At 59.8% G+C, this 18,182-nt stretch carries 11 protein-coding genes; 8 read left to right on the top strand and 3 right to left on the bottom strand.

The features are described 5' to 3' along the window. Positions 1–4: 4 nt before the first annotated feature. Entirely contained in the window at positions 5–313 is a 309-nt protein-coding gene (locus tag VGO04_RS09450; RefSeq protein ID WP_327495686.1) for a hypothetical protein, read from the bottom strand. Beyond that, a complete protein-coding gene (locus tag VGO04_RS09445) occupies positions 310–6,183 on the bottom strand; it encodes a DUF3990 domain-containing protein (protein ID WP_327495685.1) in 5,874 nt (1,957 codons plus the stop codon). Before VGO04_RS09445 ends, VGO04_RS09450 begins: the two co-directional genes overlap by 4 nt. Between VGO04_RS09445 and VGO04_RS09440 the strand changes: the two genes are divergently transcribed. From VGO04_RS09440 to VGO04_RS09410, 7 genes are all read left to right on the top strand, one after another. Further along, on the top strand, positions 6,128–8,731 hold the full coding sequence (locus tag VGO04_RS09440; protein WP_327495684.1) for a Mu transposase C-terminal domain-containing protein: 2,604 nt from the start codon (positions 6,128–6,130) through the stop codon (positions 8,729–8,731). The genes VGO04_RS09445 and VGO04_RS09440 overlap by 56 nt on opposite strands. 2 nt (positions 8,732–8,733) lie before the next feature. Then, positions 8,734–9,897 (top strand): ATP-binding protein, encoded by a 1,164-nt coding sequence (locus VGO04_RS09435; protein WP_327495683.1) that lies wholly within the window; start codon positions 8,734–8,736, stop codon positions 9,895–9,897. Beyond that, complete coding sequence (locus tag VGO04_RS09430) at positions 9,890–11,242, top strand: TniQ family protein (protein WP_327495682.1); 1,353 nt, start codon at positions 9,890–9,892, stop codon at positions 11,240–11,242. Before VGO04_RS09435 ends, VGO04_RS09430 begins: the two co-directional genes overlap by 8 nt. 61 nt (positions 11,243–11,303) lie before the next feature. Then, positions 11,304–11,684: a hypothetical protein gene (locus VGO04_RS09425; RefSeq protein ID WP_327495681.1), complete on the top strand. Its 381-nt coding sequence runs from the start codon at positions 11,304–11,306 to the stop codon at positions 11,682–11,684. Between the two features lie 542 nt (positions 11,685–12,226). Next, the gene (locus VGO04_RS09420; RefSeq protein WP_327495680.1) at positions 12,227–13,180 is read left to right on the top strand and encodes a hypothetical protein; all 954 of its coding nucleotides are present in this window, start codon (positions 12,227–12,229) and stop codon (positions 13,178–13,180) included. Between the two features lie 13 nt (positions 13,181–13,193). Then, positions 13,194–14,537: a phosphoribosyltransferase-like protein gene (locus tag VGO04_RS09415; RefSeq protein WP_327495679.1), complete on the top strand. Its 1,344-nt coding sequence runs from the start codon at positions 13,194–13,196 to the stop codon at positions 14,535–14,537. Positions 14,538–15,142: 605 nt separating this feature from the next. Further along, positions 15,143–15,793 (top strand): hypothetical protein, encoded by a 651-nt coding sequence (locus VGO04_RS09410; protein ID WP_327495678.1) that lies wholly within the window; start codon positions 15,143–15,145, stop codon positions 15,791–15,793. A 55-nt stretch (positions 15,794–15,848) separates the two neighbouring features. Here the strand turns inward: VGO04_RS09410 and VGO04_RS09405 are convergent, their stop codons facing one another. Beyond that, positions 15,849–16,622, bottom strand: a complete 774-nt coding sequence (locus tag VGO04_RS09405) for an NAD(P)-dependent oxidoreductase (RefSeq protein ID WP_327495677.1) — start codon at positions 16,620–16,622, stop codon at positions 15,849–15,851. Positions 16,623–16,986: 364 nt separating this feature from the next. Between VGO04_RS09405 and VGO04_RS09400 the strand changes: the two genes are divergently transcribed. Next, positions 16,987–18,126: an IS481 family transposase gene (locus VGO04_RS09400; RefSeq protein ID WP_327495676.1), complete on the top strand. Its 1,140-nt coding sequence runs from the start codon at positions 16,987–16,989 to the stop codon at positions 18,124–18,126. Positions 18,127–18,182 lie beyond the last annotated feature (56 nt).

Here is an 18,182-nt window from a genome sequence, read left to right as displayed (position 1 = left end):
GAATTTATCCCTTCAGAAATTCTTTTCGCCAAGCCACAAAAGACGAGTAATCCGAGGGGCCCTTGACGATCACGAAGTAATAAGCAATTAAAGCGACTGAAGGTGGTCCTTCGTGAAGCAAAAAATCGTCATCATGGAAAATTCCGACGCCGGATTCTTTATTGGCTGCCTGACGGCATTTGATTTTATAGCTATCTACAACACTCGCCGCATCAGCCTGTGAATAATGAAAATTATCGATAAGAAATTTGCCGGCCTCTTCAAAGAGGCCTGCAACTTCCTCGTTCTCCGGAAAAATATTTTCTGAACTCATTTCTTCAAATACATGTTAAACATGTCCGCCGCTTCCTGAGTGTGAATGCTGATTTGTGGCGACCTGTCTGTGAATGGGTAAGGGCCGCTAGAGGAGCGCAGCCCCCCCTTATAAAGCGGCCCAGTGACCACATCGTAGCGTTCTCCTCCATGAAGCAAGTCCGCTTTAAAGCCGTTCGTCTTATGATAAACAACAAACTCTTGCCAGGCGCTATCAGCTTCACCAAAAGTCATTCTTGATAGAGAATTAAATTCTGACTTTGGAACTCTATATTCCAAAACTTCATATGGGCCAGATCCGGGGCTGAACCTTTCATGTCGCATGGCTGAAGCTAGGGACTCCTCCCTCGACATAGTCATATAGTAGCCTCTCCCAAAATCTGCGTATGGTGACCCTTGCGCGAGATCAATGCCCGTTGCTCTAATAGAGGCCGCGCCACGAGCGTTTGTACCATGAAATAACGTTACCCATTCTTGCGGCGATACACCCTCTAGCGGTGCACTGACCGGGACTCGGGTTTCAGCACTCACGAGTGATCCAGCCTTTTGAAGCGCTGAAGCAGCACCAAAGTTCAGAAGAAGCTCAGCTCCGTTCCAAGCAGCGCCCTTCCAATTTTCCTGCATAACATTCGCGCCCAAGTTAAATCCGGACACAAACGAGGTAGCGATCAGGCCGGGCGGGCTGGCAAGGGGAGCGATCGCCAAGGATTGTGAGAGATTTTGTCCATATCTAAAATCTAGACTGTTGAGTCGAGCCTGCTCGCCAACACTCAACCCGCCCCGCGCATAGTTGTCTACGGGAGAGAGGCGCGCCACGCCATCCCATGCAGACATTTGCTGGGCATTCGCCGGCACCGTGGATACTTCGAAGTCGCTACGTAGAGTCATGTTCGCCCGCGGCAACGACGTCAACATCGCGGCCCCCTGCTCAGGCGTCAACACCTTGCGCTCGATCAATTCTTTGATGGAATTGATGTCTCGGCCAAGAGCCGTGTAATCCTGTCCATAGCCTTCAACATCACGCACTGAGGGCCCCGTAGCAGGATTTGCAGTGGCCGCCTGCGCTTGCGCAGCACGGTTGGCGACATCTTGAGCTCGTTGTGCGGTCAGCACATCGGTGATGCGCTGATCAGCCGAAATAAGTTTGCCGCCTTGTGATTTAAAGCCCGCGATGGTGTCTGAATCGAAACCCTCCAAGCTTGGAAGATTCAATTCCGTTCCGACTTGCAGGGTGTGAACGTTCTTGTAGGTCGTGTCCACCTTATTAGCAGCCATCACCAGCCCAGCAAAACGTTCGTCTCCGTACACAGTTCGAGCGATCTTTGCGTAGCTATCCCCCTTCACCACCTTGTAGGAAGCGGGCTGTGCAGGTGCACTGCTCGGGGCAGATTCAACTGCAGTCACCGCTGCCTGAGGCCCCATATTCCTGATACCAAGCGGATCAAGCGCAGCGTTGCGCATAGCACGATCATCAGCGAAGCTAAGCCCGCCTCCTGCCACCAACGATCCTGCTTCTGCATTCTGCTGCTGTATCTCAAGCATACGGAACGTTTCCTGCGGTGTCGTGCCGGAACTTTGCTGCTGGAGCTCGAGCATCCGGAAGGTCTCCTGCGGTGTCGTGCCGGCACTTTGCTGCTGGAGTTCCAGCATTCGGAAGGTCTCTTGCGGCGTCGTGTCCGCCTTCTGTTCCTTGAGTTCGCTTGCGCGGAAAGCCTCTTGTGCCGTCGGCGATGTGTTAGCCAGTCCTTGCCCGATGGCGGCGCCAAAGGCGTTCACGGCCACCTGCGTGATCGAGACCTTGCCGCCTCCCACAAGCCCAGTTGCGACACCACTAGCAAAGCTTCTGAGGCCTGCGCCCCACATGGTGTTGGCTGAGGCTCCGAGCATCTGCCCGACGCCAGCGCTCACCGCGCCACCTACAGCTGCGCCGGCAACACCCTTCCAGTCGAACTTTTTCTGCAGTCCGGTAGCCACTGCCACGCCTTGCGTAATGGCATTGGAGGCAGCATACGAAAGCGCTGTACCAAGCATCCCCATGTTGGTGGGCATGAATGACGCAACACCTGCGGAGACGCCGGCGCTGACGGCAGACAAGGCAACTGCCTTCCAGCTGAAGCTCTCCTGCGCACCTATGGCGATCCCCACCGCCTGACTTGCGATTGAGCCTACGGCTGCTGCACCGGCCATAGCCAATGCACCAGCCGTACCGCTGAAGGCTGCTGTCGCACCTGCCTGAATTGCCGCCATGACGCCGGGTGTGCCAGCTCCCAGCGTGAAGAACGTCACGACGACCGCCACCACGATCATGATGATCTTGCCGATGATGCCGCATCCGCCCTTGCCCGTAGGGGGCGGTGCAGGCATGTTCGGGGTGGTATCACCCACGACCTCGCTCGGGTCGTAGGGCTTGAAGGTCTCGGCGTTGTTGTGCACGCCGCCGACCTGACCCGGAAGCGTGACGGTGTGTCCCTTGGTCAGTCCGTCGTTTGGTCCGGTGGCTGCCAGACCGTTGGCATCGGCGATCTTCCACCACAGGCTGGCGTCACCCCAGACGTTCAGCGCGATAGAACTGAGGGTATCGCCATCACGGATCGTGTAGTTGGTGCTGCCAGCTGCACTGCGGCTGTTAATGGCCTTGAACGTCAGGCCGAACTCGCCTTGGGCAACGTAATTGGTCTTGCCCTTCTCGTCGTAAGGCTTGTCGCTGTCAACGCCCTTGCCGTAGCTGGTGACCACGTTGTTGTTGACCACCAGTTGCTTGAGGACATTGCCCTCTTGTTCCTTCTTCAGAATGATGCCGTTGGTGTCGTTGCTGAAGAAGCGTTCCAGGTTGGCCAGCGGTGCCGTTGCCTTCGGGTTGTCCTCGGGCCAGTGGGTTTCGCTGACCTTGATCAGGTTGCCGTTGACGTCGTAGGTGCTGGCGCTGTCGCTCGGGCGGCTCGTGTTGTCCGAGCGCACGCCGTGGACGGCCGTCTCCACATACCCGTCGTATTTTCCGTACGTCCTGGTATAGGTCTGGGTGACGTTCTTGTGGTCGACCACGCGGTATTGCGTGACGTTGCCCATGGCGTCTTGCTGGTCGTAGTAGACGTTGTAGCTCAAGCTACCGTCGGCCTTCAAGACCTCCATGCGTTCGAGCTGGCCGTTGGCGTTGAAGTGGCTCTTCTTGGTGACCAAACCGCTGCCGGCCAGGCTTTCACCCGTGAGGGCTCGCACGAAGTTGGCGTCCATGCCACCGTCTGGTCCGGTCTGAATCAAGCGGCCGGCTGCATCGTACTTGCGGGTGTCGAGCAGGTTGGAGGCGCCAGTAGGCGCTCCTTGGGCATCCACCGACCGTTGACTCACCGTCTTGATGCGGTTGCCCCGGTCATAAGTGTAGGTTTGGGTGACAGCCCCCAGTTGGGCGCTGTAGTAGGTGGCTCCCAGGGCCTCGTCTCCGTTGCCACTGCCGCTGTTGCCCTCGTTCTCCCGGTCGCTCACGAAGCCGTACTGGGGATTGCCGTTTTCGTCGAGGAGAATATTGCCGTTCTCATCACGGGCAAATGGCCGAGCCGTGGCCACGACCTGGCGACCGAAGTAGGTGTCGCTGGTGCGGTTGCCGTTCAGGTCATAGGTCAGGATGTGGCCCTGATCCGCCGTGAGGTTGGCCTGGTCATTCGCGTTGTTGTTGACCGCGCCGTCCACCAGGATCTGGCGGTTCATCTCGTCGTATGCGAAGTACTGGGTCTGGGTCGTACGGCTGCCCTGTTCGGTGCTGATGTCGTTGCGCAGTTGCTTGAAGTCCTTCCAGCCGTAGACTGGCACTTCACGGGTGACCACCGCACCAGTGACAGGGTCGACCTTGGGTTGACCAGTGGCCGGGTCGATCACCACTTCGGTCTTGGTGTCCACCTGGGTCCAGGCCTTGCCCACGTCCTTGAGCTTCATGCCTTCGGTCGTGCTTGGCAGGGGCACGTTGCTCTGGACGTACTGCTGGATGACGTTGCCAACCGCATCGTAGGTGCGAATGACGCTGATGCCGTCGATGCCATCGATTCGTGTCAGGCGGCCCAGCTCGTCATAGCCCAGCGTCTGGTTCTGGAGCATTTCCCCGTTCTTCTGTGTCTGCTCGAAGATGCGGGAGCCGCGGGCATCGTACTCATAGTGCGAGACGGTCTGCGTTGCGTTGTCCGTCACGTGCAGCAGATTGCCGGCGTTGTCGTACTGGTAGTCGATGTCTTGGCCGCGGCTGCTGGTCTTGCTGGTGACTTGGCCTGCATGGTCATGCGTGAAGCTGATCGTCGCGCCACCGATGTCGGTGCGGCTGAGCATGCGTCCAAACGCGTCGTAGCTGGCCTGGGTCAGGTCTCCATTGAGGTTCTGCGTTGCGATCTCATTGCCCTGCGAGTCATAGGCTGCACGGCTGACCTGCCCCAGGGGCTGGGTCGTGGCGATCACATTGCCGCGAGCGTCGTATTCGAAACTCGTGGTTTCTCCGGCGCCGTTGGTTTTGCTCAGCACACGGCCAGCCTGGTCGTAGACGATCTTGGTCTTGATCTGCAGGTTGCCCTGGCTCACGACGTTGTCGCCGCTCAAGGCATAGGTTTCCAGGGAGTCGTTGATGATCTCCGTTTGGCGGCCCTGCTGGTCGAAGGTGTACTTGGTGACATAGCCCATCGCGTCGGTCACCTGCGTGCGGTCACCGAACGAGTTGTAGGCGTAGTTCACGTTGCCGCCATCGGCGTGCATCTCACGCGTGATGCGACCGGCAGCATCAAGCATCTTCCCATTGAGGTTGCCGTTGGCATCGCGCTCGGCGATCTGGCGGCCCAGCGCATCGGTGAAGTATTCCGTGGTGGGCGTGACCTGACCTGCACCTTCGCCAGAGCCCAGGGTGCCCACCACGGGCTGCACGCGCTGAACGACCTGATTGAAGGCGTTGTACTGGTAGTGCGTGACCCAGTCGGGCGAGCGTGGATCGCTTTGGCTGAGTGTGTTACCCCAACGGTCAAACGTCTGGAGTACGGCTGGACGGGTCGCAGCACCACCTCCATTGCCTTCGCGAAGCGCGAGCTTGATCTGCACGGCCCGCCCAAGCACATCGCGCTGGTAGTCGGTGCGGCGCACGTCAGCGTGGCTCAAAGCATCGGCGGTCGGTGCGTCCAGGACCTCGCTCAGGCCATGCTCGCCATCGCTTTCGATAGATACCGTCTGGCGGCCCAGCAGGTCGTACAGAGTGAACGTGACGAGTGCACCCTTGCCGCTGCTCGCGGCTTCCTGCCCCGCAGCGTAGCTGCGCACCAGGTTTCCTCCGTTGTCATAGAGATAAGTCTCACGAGCCTCGTAGCCGTTCGTGCCTCGGCTGATGACTTCGCCGAAGGCGTTGTACTCCTGGTCCTGGTCCACGAAGCCAGCGCCTTGCTGGGCAGCCAGCGCAGCGGAGCTGGCGCTCAGGCTGCTAATGCCGACCGGCGTGTAGGTGTGGGTCGTGCGGCCGAGTGCGTCGTACTTGAAACCCTTGAACAAGGTCTGCGTTGCGCCCGAGTTGCCTTGCACCACTTGCCATTGGCGCGAGACCTGGCCACGGGCGTCAAAGGACTGGAAGCTGCTGCTGGAGGTACTGTTCCCTTGTGCATCCGCGCTGACGCGAGTGACCTGCAGCGCGTGGCTGTGGCTGTCGTACTTCGTCAGGGTGACGCGGTTGCCGCCATCGTAATAGCCGCCTTCCTCCGTGACGGAGATGGCGTTGCCGTGCGCGTCGCGCACAAACCGGGTCATTGGCGAGGCAGGGCCATCGCTTGAGGCCAGTCGTCCCAACGCATCGTAGGTGTTGGTGGTGACGTTGTTGAGCGCATCCGTGGTGGTGAGCACATTGCCCAGGCGCCGGGTCATCAAGGCCGAGGCCATGCGCACCGAACTGGCCGCGCTCTACGAGTGGGACCACGACAAGGTGACCTACGAGTTCTATGACCAGCCTCCGAAGATCAAAAAGATCTACGAGCGGGCCGACGGCAGGAAGACTGCCACCCTGTACACGCCGGACTTCTTCGTCCTGTCCAAGGACTTCATCGGGTGGGTGGAATGCAAAGCCGAGGGCTGGCTCCAGGACCAGACCAAGAAGGCCAGGCACGACTTCGTCCGCGACGAGCAAGGCGTTTGGCGTTGCCCGCCGGCGGAGCGCTACGCACAGGAGGTGGGACTCCAGTTTGCTGTGTGGTCCTCTGCTGACAGCGACCCCATCCAGGGGAAGAACATCGCCGACCTGGCCGACTACTTCTTGGAGGAATGCCCGCCGTCCACGGATGAGCAGCTGGAGCTGGCCCGGTATCAGATGCGCGAACTCGGATGGTGCTGGCTGGTCGACCTGGTGGGCAGCGACCCTGTGCTCACCGCGGATGTTGTCCACAAACTGATCGTTGACGAAAAGCTGTTCGTCGACCTGAGCGTTGCATCGCTCATGAACGAGTCGCGCAATGTCCGGGTGTTCAGCTCGCAGGCGCTGTTCGATTCGCGCCACCAGTGGCTGGCTGACCTCAGTGAGGTGCCGGCTGAGACCAACCCCGTCTCGAAGGTAGCGGTGGAGCCTGGCGCCACCGTGGTCTGGGACGGGGAGCCGTGGGAAGTGGTGAACGTCGGTGAAAGCCAGATCTTCATGCGGTCTGGAAAGAGCCCTGCGATCAAACACATGCCGTTGTCGGAGTTCCAGGTGCTGGTCGCTGAAAACCTGGTGGCAGCCAACGAGCTCACGGCCGACCCCCGGCGCGCGACCGCGAACGCCCTGCTGGCTTCAGCGACGAGTGCAGAAGTGGAGCAGGCCATGTATCGCCACTACTGCCTGCATCCTGAGAGCCGCCCAGACGACAAGAAGCGCTACTCCGCCTCCGACCGTGCGTTGCGCAAGTGGCGGCGGTTTGAGCGTGATGGTCTGGCGCTGTACGGCAACGGGTTTGTGGGTCTGCTCCCCGCCATCCGCAAGCGCGGCAACCGCCTGCGCAAGTTGGACCCCCGCACGTTAGAGATCATGCACGAGGTGATCAGAACCGAGGTCACTTCCCCTGCGGCCAAGGGGCTGGTCAACTGCTGGATCAGTGCGAGAAAAAAGTGCACTGCGGCCGGAGTTCTTGAACCGAGCCAGAAGACTTTCATGGCCGAGGTCAAGCGCCTGCTCGCGCCCGAGGATTTCAAGAAGGCCCGGGAGGGTGAGAAGGCGGGCTATGACCTTGAGCTGCCTTTCCTGAGCCTGAAGCGGGAAACCCCAAAGCATGGCACCAGGCCATTCGACCATGCCCATATCGACCACACCGAGATGGACCTTCAGTTTGTCGACGAGGAGACGGGTGTGAATATGGGCAAGGCCTGGCTCACGGTGATGATGGACTCAAACGTCCGGGAAGTCCTCGCCTGGGTACTGCTCTTTGATCCGCCCAGCTACCGCAGCTGCATGTTGGTGATCCGGCGTTGCGTGAAGCTGCACGGCCGTCTTCCAAGCACCATCATCGTGGACCACGGCAGCGATTTCATAAGCAGCCACTTTGACCGCTTGTTGGCCTTCCTGGGGGTGAACAAGCGCCTGCGGCCCAAGAGCAAACCGCGCTTTGGGAACGTGATCGAGCGCTTCTTCGGTCTTACGAACGAGGAGTTCATTCACAACCTGATGGGCAACAACAAGGCTCTGCTGAATCCGCGCAGGATGTCTCCATCCCACGATCCACGCAAACTGGCTATCTGGAACCTGCGGGCATTCAGCGCCGCCTTTCAGGGCTATCTGGACACGGTGTACCACGTGGTCGAGCACCCGGCTCTGGGCCTGTCCCCCCTCAAAGCCCGAGAGCTCGGGTTGCTGCACTCCGGCGCCCGCAGGCATACGTGGATCGTCTACGACCGTAACTTCGTGATCGCAACCCTGCCGACCACCACCAAGGGGACTGCCAGGATTCAGAAAAATTCCTCATTCAAGGCGCAGTCGATCGAATTCTTTGCCCACGAGTTGCGGTCCTACGTTGGGCAAGACCTGGAAGTGCGGCATGACCCGTTCGATGTTTCGCATGCCTTCGTCATGGGGGCCAACGGTTGGATTGAAGGAATCAGCATGTATGCAGACCAGCTCGCTGGGCGCTCGGCCAAGGAGATTGCGCAGCTTTCCCTGGAAATCGGTGTGAACAACTCGCGCGCCTACGCACGGTCCTTGGCAAAGGCAGATGCCCTGGGGGCTTTCAATGAGCAGGTGAAGGCGACCGAGTCATTGCTGGCAAGCGAACTGCAGGCCAAGCGCGACCGGATACAGCGGGGTGCTGTGGAGGATGGGAACGTGATCGACGTGCCCGCGAGCGACGTCACGAATGTCTTGAGTTTCCCAAACAAAAAGCTCCCTCGTGGCCAGGGGCACGACCTGCCCCAACTGCCAAGCAACTACAAGTTTGAGATTCTGGAGGACTTCTGACAATGCCGTTGATCGACCCCCTGTTCAATCCCGCTCTGTTGTCCGCCAGCGCCGAAGAAAAGTGCGACTACTTCGACCGCAAGCTCATTGCCCATGCGCATCTGAAAAGCTCGCGGCAGTTTGCACTTGATTGTATTGACCGCTCCTCCGCTCACCGCATCGTGGCGGTAGTCGGTCCTACCGGAGTCGGCAAGTCTTTGTTGGCTCGCAGGATCTGGGAGCACTACCAGCCCAATGCGGTTGATGGGCACATGCCTGCCGACGCGGAGAGGAGCCCGGCCTCCATCTTGATCGATGCGCCGAACCACGCCGGCAAGCTTCGCAAGACCTACTGGGTCACGTTTCTCAAGCTGATTCTCCAAGGCTGTGGAGAGCGCCTGTTCGACGAACGTATGTTCATGGATCCGCAGAGCTTTCGGATGCTGGCTACCCCAACGGCTCCAGTCCTCAAGGAAAAGACAGTGGACATGTTGATGCTCAGAGCCATCAATGGCCTGCAGCAACGCCGCACGAAAGTGGTGTTGATAGACCGCGCGGAGCGTCTGTTTCCTGAAGGGGACCGTGCTTCCTGCCGTTCCAGCCAGCAGATGCTCACCGATCTTGCGTCGCAAACCAACACCCGTTTCGTCTTGGTGGGGAGCTATGACGTGGTGCGCCAGTGCGTTCCTTCTGTCTGGCTCATGCGCGAGCACATCATTCACTTTCGGCGTTACGAGGAAAAAGATCCAGAGGAGTACGGATTCTTCCTCGCGGCTGTGGAAAACTTCCTCGGGCAGATGCCACTTGAGCAGCGTATCCCCGCGCTGAGCGAGGACGCATTGGCCGAGCTTCACAAAAGAACCATCGGTTGCATTGGGGCGCTGAAGGAGGCGCTTTTGCGCGCCTACCAAACCGCGCTGCTCGACGGTGAAACCATGGATGAGAAGCTGATTCTGAAGCACGCTCCACACAACAATTCCGCCACATGGATGGCCCGCGATGCATTTTCCGGCGAGGCCCTCCTGGTGGATTCGAAGTTCGAGGATCTCGAAAGGGTCTTCGCCAGGGAAGCGCCGCCCATTGATCCACCCAAGAAGAAGGCAAGCAGCGGCGAGGGCCGAGGGGCGCGCCGCATCGGTGAGCGCAATCCTTCACGCGATCCAGTCCGCGGAGGGCCCAATGCCTAAAGAGCTTGATATCGACAATGGCGAGGTGCTTGGAGCATCAAGGCCTTCACTTTACAGCGTTGCGCCTGAAGGCGAGCCGCAGGCCCCTGAGGCCATGCTCTCGTGGATGTTCGCACTTGCCCATGCGCACTGTGTGAATCCCCGTCCGTTCATCTCGCACCTCATAAGGAGTACGCCAGAGCATCGCCTCATGAACATTGGTGCGAGCTTCTATCTGAACCACAGCTTGACCGCCAACGGGATGGACGGATATGCCAAGCTGTTCGTTGAGGTTCTGGGCGACGTTACCGGCGAGCGGACCTGCAGTGAGCTCACGCTTCTTCCCTTGTCTCATCTGCTCGCGCGCAAGGGGGTGGGTCTCCTTGCCAAGCAGCCTCGCTGGTGTCCCCTCTGTCTTTGTGAACAGTTGCGGTCGGGACGGCGGCCGTACCGGCCCTTGGTGTGGTCGTTTGAGTTCTATCGAGTGTGTACCAGGCACAAGGCGGTGATGCTGGAGCGTTGCCTTGCGTGCGGGTCACTACAGTCCAGTATTCCAACGCTGCCCAGCGTTCTGGTGTGCAGTGAGTGCCAGGCATCCATGGTGAGTCTTCCACCAGGAAAATCGACGCGCTTGGAGCCCGCGCAGGACGAGTTTGAGATCTGGTGCGCGATCGCATTGGAGGACCTGGTGGCGAAGCGCCAGGTTCTACAGGCACGCGGTAGCCTGGCCCAGTTCCGGCACAACGTCAATGTGCTCGTGGATCACTTCTCGGATTCAGGAAAGGTGGGGCTTTGCAGCGCTGTCGGGATGGGGATCTACGGCTTGAACCACTGGTTCGGCAAAGTCCAAAGGCCATCCGTTTCTGTCTTGCTTCGGCTTTGCTACGGCGTTGGCGTCATGCCATCCGCTATGTTTTTGCCGGACGTCCTGGAGCACGTTAGCCGGGAGACTCCCATTTGCGCGCCGGTCCAACCGCGCCAGTCCAATCCCTTTATTGGATTTCAGCAGCGCGAAGACATCGAAAAGCAGCTGGCATTGATTTTGGCCGACCCCCACGACAACCGGCGGTTGAAGGCCATCGCCCAGCAGGTCGGCTTCACCAGTGCCGTCCTCAAGTATTGGTTCCCGACGCAGTGCGCAGAGATCGTGCGCAAGAACCGTGCGTGCGAGGTCCGCCGGCTTGAGTTGCGATACCGGACTGACCACGAACTGCTGAAGGCCGCGTTTCAGCGCTTGTTGGCCTCGGGCCAATATCCCAGCCGGATGCGGGTGAACAGTGAACTTGCTGCCAGGCGCATCTCGCTGATGCGGCCCGATCTTTTTCATGCCTACGAAGAGATGAGGGCTGCAGTCTATGGGCGCTGAGAGGAATCGGGACCCGCAGAGGCAGCGAGCGGGCCCGCCATGTATGTGAAAGGAGCTTCCAATGTCAGTCGACAGATCGTTGTATCCCGGCGTGCCGGAGGACTTTCCGATCGGAGCCATGCAGTCGGCACTCGGCGGCGTGCAGCCGAAGCTGAGCATGGTGCAGGAGGACGGCCGCTACTACGCGGTGGGTACCTCACCCTCGGAGGCCCACGAGGCCTACGAGGTCTGTGAGGATCTCGTCCAGCAGATGATTCCCTACTGTCAGCGCAAGCTGGAGAAGTTCAACGGGAATCAGGAGGCAACGCTCAACGCTGTGTTCGAGGCGTTGCTGGGCAAGGGCTGGTGCTCGCGCGAGCAAGCCGAATGGGTGGTGCGGCATACGGCCAGGCAGCTGCAATGGCCGGCGCGAGATGATCTGTTCTCGCGGAGTGTGAGGTAGTGTCGGCGCACAGAACATCGCCACCGACGACCGCCCAGGATATCGTCATTCTTGCGCGCAAAGCTTTTGCGGCCCGCCCAAGCCTGGATGAGCGGGCCGCATGAGGACGCCGACTAATTTCGATCTGGGAGGAGGTCATGTCGACGTTCGGTTAGCTGCCGGCCGAATCCCAAGCTCAAAACTCGCTTTGCGTCAAATGGTTGTGTCGTCGAAGTGTTGACTGACCAGCAAAAAGTATGGAAAATGCAGACATTCGACGAGTGATACGGGATCTCTTCCTCTATCTTTTCGGCTGCTAGCACCCTTTTCAGGGTTCGATTCTGAGTTTTTCGCGAAAACTCCACTCCTGGAATGCTGATCCTCCCCAGGGTGCCTTGGATCAAAAGCTCCCGTTTGGCTACGAACGGCTGTGGTTTTCACAGGTCGAGCGACAGAAGGTCATGCCTTCCGCAGCGTACCCGCTGTGCCTCAATCCAGAACATTTTCCATAGATCACCTCAGGCGTATTCGCTTGAGGTGATTTGTTCGTACGAGGTGTTGATATGCTGACTATCCTGCCTGGCGAGTCCATCGCCAAAATTGCTGTGGAACTTGGGCTGCGTGCCGCCGCGAGTGGCCCCGTGATCCTTGGCTCTCAGCTGGGCATTCTCATCAATGACGCCTTGGCTCCGCAGAACACCAAAGATTTCGGTGGGTTGCGATCTGTGGTGCAAGACCAATTGAGCGAGCACGTTCGCTTGGTAACTACGGCCGCCAAGTCCAACGACTTCGTCTACGAGATCATTTCATCGAACGCAAGCACCAAGCGGCCCTTGCAGCCCCCTCAGCACGAGCGCGAGGTCTCCGGCGCAGATCTGTGGCGCTTTTTCTCCAACCCCAAACTCGATTGCATAGTCACCGCCACGCCGGCTGGTGTGGTCATGGTGTCGCCGTTGGACGCGCCAGTGGCAGAACACGCCGTGCGCCTGCGCCGAGTAGAGGCCCGCGAATATCAGCAATGGGCTGGCGACTTTGCCAATGAGCACTCCTTGCAGGACCTGTTTGCCGCTGCAAGCCAGACAGAGGACTTCTACAGGGCCTGGATTCCAGGACTGCGCAAATCACACGCGCATGCCGTCAACCTTCTTAAAAAGTGGGAGATCTTGCGTACGGAAAAGGTGGCCAGCCACCTGAAGTCCGAGCTTGAACAGGCTGGTGTCGAAGCGTCACGCGTAGCGGAAATCTTGCGTCTGGCCAGGCCAGTGGGAAGGCCGGTACGCCCACCTACGATTCAGCTGTACTCTGCGATCGAGCAGCAGCCAATTGCGCAGCTCATCGCAAGAGGCTCACGCACCTTGTCGGCCGACGCAGCAGAATCAACCGCACCAAGTGATGAGCTGGCCAGGATGCGAAAGCTGCTGCACAGCGCGGTCGACGTAATGACCCTGAGCGAACTGCAGGCCATCAACATTTCTGCAGGTACCTGGATCAGCCTGGTCGAACCATCGACACTGTAAGGGCACCAGACCCATGCGTCCTGTGCTCATCCTCTGCGAGCCGCGGCATCTTGCGGATGTGCTCGTCCATATCCAAGCTCACGCCCATCCGCAGTTGATCGGCGCGATGGTCACCGCATACGCGGTAAACCCGGACCTCGTGATGCAAGAGGCCCAGAATCAAGTCATTTCGTGGGTACTCGAAGCGCGCAAGGCCAATGAAGGCTGCCAAGTAGTAGCAACACGCGAGATCGCTAGGTTTCTTGAACTGCCAGCACTCAAGGTCCCGCTGAAGTTCGACCTCAGAATCACCAGTGCTGCCTCCCTCACTGCGCGAGAGAATCGGGGCAACCCGTTGGTCAAGTCGCTCATCACGGGAAGCGGCTTGGACGTTGTGAGCGCTGCCTCTTCTATGGCGCAACAATGGTCACACGCGTCGCTCAATCGTGCCCACGTGGAGCATTGGCTTCAGCAATTCGTGCGTCTTGACCGCAATGGCTGGATCGGCAAGGCGCTACTTGGCCAGGTCAGGCTGACATCGAGTGCTGCCCTGAGCGAAACACTGTTCAATATGACTGTCGACCCTGACGCGGCTATCTGCGTCAGCCGCGAACCTCGGGGCGGATTCAAATCTGCTGATGTGCTGGGCAACATGCTTCACAAGCGATTCATTGGCCGCAAGGTGCACCCGTCACCTGCGGCTGCGATCGAAATCGGTGGCCAGCGACGTGTGGTGCTCTTTGAAGACGGACTATGGTCGGGAACAGAGGCAATGGGGATCATCGACAGCTTGCTGGGCAGGCGCGATTCCAAGCTGAAGACTGCTCGTCTGCAGGTGCCTGAACTGCTGCGTGAAACGAGTTTCAGGCTTGCCTATGCCGTCGGCACCGACTATGGCCAGGCACTGCTGCGCAGGTACCTAGACGATAATGAGCTGCCAAACGTAGAGATCCACTGCTCTGACGTGCTGCAGATCGCTCAGCCAGAGTTGCTCGCGCAGATGAGAGACCCATCATTCGCACTGTCGTCCATCAGGGACGCGGGACCTGAGAGTGCCCTGTTGCGGCCACACGTTTTTGAGGCCCTGAAAGGGCAAGGCATGTCGCACGGTGACGTTGCACGCGCTGTTGCATTCTCAAAAACGGTGGGAGCCCAGCTTTTCAGCAACTATGTAGATGCCATGAAAGTGACCGCCGGCTGGTCTGCTTGGGCGCCAGAGAAGATCGAGCGCGCCTCAGTGGGAATGCATGGACTTGGCCTGACGCACGGCTTCTCCCATTCCATCCCCAAAGCAAGCCTCCCACTATTTTGGGGCAGCGGTAAAGTTCAACTCAACGGATCCGAAGTCAACTGGAGCCCGCTTTTCCCCAACAGCTGACCGGTGGTGATGGCGGTCCTTGTAGGCACCAACTCGGGCAAGGCTTCAGACGAAAAGTGGCAAACCGAGCGTCCGCTTTCATCTCCCGTCACAGACTGCTTTGGCCGATAGCGCAAGTCTAGCTAGCCCACTGCCACAACAGTTCCTCTAGGAGGAGTTCGCCGGCAATCTACTTTCCTCCACTCATGGTGCCGAACTCGGCGTCCACGGTGCCGGAACGGATGGCTAAAAGATCCGAAGTACGCAGCACCTGCGCGCACTGGCTAAATTGATCAGGCGGAACGTATATGGGTTGCCTCTTGGAACGGATATGCTTCCAGCGACACGCTGCGCGGCATGTTCGTGCTTCCACCGCTCCTGCTTGAGCCTGGCAAATAGACAAATAGCCAAGGCGCTCGGCACGCTTGCCAAGGTGCTTTGCATTGCGGTGCCGAACCGTGGGCATTGCAAGACTCCGTGTGCCCGTCTCCCGTCAGGCATTTGGTGACCACTCGGGAGCCGATTGCCGTGTCTGATTTGGGCCGGGCGGGGCCACATGCGCCAGCCCATGGGGCAAACGCGCTTCCGCGCGGTATTGCAATTGAACCTGCTGAAGGGAGCAGAAGATGGGGACCAACGTGCAGAAAAAGATGGTCGGATGGGTGTTCGTGGCTGCGGCCGTGACGGCGTGCTCGGACAAGGCGCCTGTTGAGTCGCCGAACTCGCCGAGCTTGAAAGATACCGTTGCGGTAGCTGTTGGCGGTGCTCCCAGTCCAGTTGTGCCGAAGATTGATACGTCAACCCCCGACTTTGCCTTGAAGTCCTGGTGGGCCTATCTGGATGAGCAGCAAGAGTACGAGTACCGTACGTGCCAAAAGCTCTCATCCGAAGTCACGGAGTTCCGCAACTCTCTCGGCCTTCTGCTCGCCGGCGATCCACTCAAAGCCCGGCAGTCCCTTTTCGGTGGCTGTCAGAAAACGAAAATTGACCGGCAGATCAAGAAGGTTCACATGGAAACGGAGACTCGTTCCGTCATCGAAGTGGTGATGCGGGACGCTATAGGTCCCAAGCCGGATGAAGTGGTGCCGAATTACGCGAAAAAAGGCGTTGAGCACGGTTTCCAGTACCGATACGTGCTGGCAAAGACCCCTGAAGGCTGGCGCATTGAGGATGTCCTTCAATGGAGCGAAACGGCGGTGGTTCTCAAGCGCGACCCTTGGGATCGCGTCTACAGGGACGAACCCAAGAGGTATTTTTTCAACCTGTCGCTCCAATAGGCGGGGTCGTCTGCGGCGGATGGGCCTGGCAGGCGTTGCTTTCGGCCCAGATTCCTTATGCTGCTGCTGATGATGATGCGGCCGGCCGGGCGGCCCAGGTGTCCTTCTTGCCGCGCATGCCTTCGGGCAGTGCCAGCCCCACGCGGTGGCGTGACATCGCGTCAGCGGGCTCCAGGTGCGCGAGCATCAGCGCTGCGGCATCGGCGTAGGGCACGATCATCTGCGGAATCCTGGACGCGAAGACCAGCAAAAGCAGCGGGGCCGGCAGCGCACGTGCCAAGCCGGGTATGTGCACGGGCAGGTGTTCCGTGGAGATCCGCATGCGGCCTTGGCCGAGTGCCGGCTGCTCCACCATGGGCCCCGGGCACAGCATGCGCCAGTCCAGCGGCGATGCGCAGATGCGCTCGTAGTTCTTGCCGTGCGGCCAGTAGGTGTCGCGCACCTTGGGCAGGGTCACGCCCTTGCGGCCGGTGTTGCCGATGTCCAGCGCCGCAGCGCCGCCCAGGAACCAGCAGACGGGCCGTTCCATGGCTGGCAGGGATTCGACCGCCTCGGCGATGTGCCCCACCAGGTCCACGAACACCTGGCCTTCGGTGACCATACCCGCGCAGTTGATGAGCGCGTCGTGGCCACGCACGAGGGCCGCCAGGTCCGGCGTGGCGATCTGGCCGAGGTCGGCCTGGTGCACGGTGATGAGGGCGCGGGTTTCTGTGGGCAGCTTGGCGGGGTTGCGCACGAGCACGGAGACCTGGTGGCCGGCGGCGACGGCCTGTTCGAGCACATGGCGGCCGAGGGAGCCGGTGGCGCCGAGGATGAGGATGCGTTTCATGGGGTCTGAATGGATGGTTGGTGTGGAGGGCTTCGAGAGCCTGGGCGCGATCATTCCATGCAGTCCCCCTGGATGTCACCGCCCCGAGCTGTGATGCATTGGCGAGGCGGTGAATTTGTTCACGGCTTGGGTTGCATTTGTTGCCGTCGCCGCCGATGCATGTTCGGATCGCATTGCCTGGTTTGTGATGGATTTCACGGGGCGTGTTCTGTAGTGGCCGCGTGCCTTTGTTGGGGGCGGGAGCCGGGATGTGCGCCCGGCGGCGCAGTAACTTTCTCTTGCGTCGTGTATAGACCGGAGACATGGTGAACAGGTGTGCGAGGACATGGTGAACACTTTGGGCGAACTTTCGCCGGAGGTCCCCATGCCATGGAAGGCTCGCAACACCATGAACCTGAGACAGGAATTCATCGAACTGGCTCGGCAAGAGGGCGCCAACCGGCGCCAGTTGTGCCGGCGCTTTGGCATCAGCCCTGCGACTGCTTACAAGTGGCTCAACCGCTTTGAAGAGCAAGGGCATGAGGGGCTGGCAGATCGCTCACGCAAGCCCTTGAGCAGCCCCACCATTTCATCACCAGAAGTGGAGGCTGCCGTCGTTGCAGTGCGCAGCGAACACCCCGCCTGGGGCAGCCGCAAGATCAGATGGCGCCTGCAGAACCTGGGAGGGCCTGCTGTAGCCACCAGCACCGTCACCTCGATCCTCAAGCGCCACGGCCTGATCACGCCCGAGGCCAGCGAGGCCGCCGGGCACTGGCAGCGGTTTGAGCACACAGAGCCCAACGCGCTGTGGCAAGCCGACTTCAAGGGCCACTTTGAGACGTTCGAGGGGCGCTGCTCACCGCTGACCATCCTGGATGACCACTCGCGCTTCAACCTGGCGCTGCAGGCCTGTGGCAGGACCTCCACCGAGGTCGTCCAGGCCCATATGACACAGGTGTTTCGCCGCTACGGCCTGCCAGCACAGATCAACTTCGACAACGGCGCCCCCTGGGGTTCACCGAGCGCACCGGGCCAGCTCACAGCGCTGGGGGTGTGGCTGGTGCAGTTGGGTATCCGCCTGAGCCACAGCCGGCCCTACCACCCGCAGACCAACGGCAAGGACGAGCGCTTTCATCGCACGCTGGAGCTTGAAGTGCTCAGGGGCCGGTGCTTTGAGAGTCTGGAGAGAGTACAGAAGGCTCTGGATGGCTGGCGCACGGTCTACAACCAACAGCGCCCACATGAGGCACTGAACGGAGCCACGCCGGTCACCCGCTACCGCCCCAGCAAGAGGGAGTTCCCTGAGCAGTTGAGCCCGCCTGAGTACACCAGCGAAGACGAAGTGCGCACGGTCGACTGGAACGGGATCGTGCGGTTCAGGGGCAGGCGCTACAAGCTGAGCAATGCCCTGCATCGCCACCGGGTGGGCATCCGGGCCAAGCCTGGCAAGGATGGTTGCTATGAGGTGTTCTTTGCCCACCATCGCTGCCTGGTGATTGACCTGGCCAGCACGAACGCCGTCTAATGAAAAGTGTTCACCATGTCCCCGCACAGGTGTTCACTATGTCCCCAGTCTGTACA

Source organism: Ensifer sp. (genome assembly GCF_035999185.1).
Lineage (GTDB): Bacteria > Pseudomonadota > Alphaproteobacteria > Rhizobiales > Rhizobiaceae > Ensifer.
This window is presented reverse-complemented; position numbering and strand designations above follow the sequence as displayed.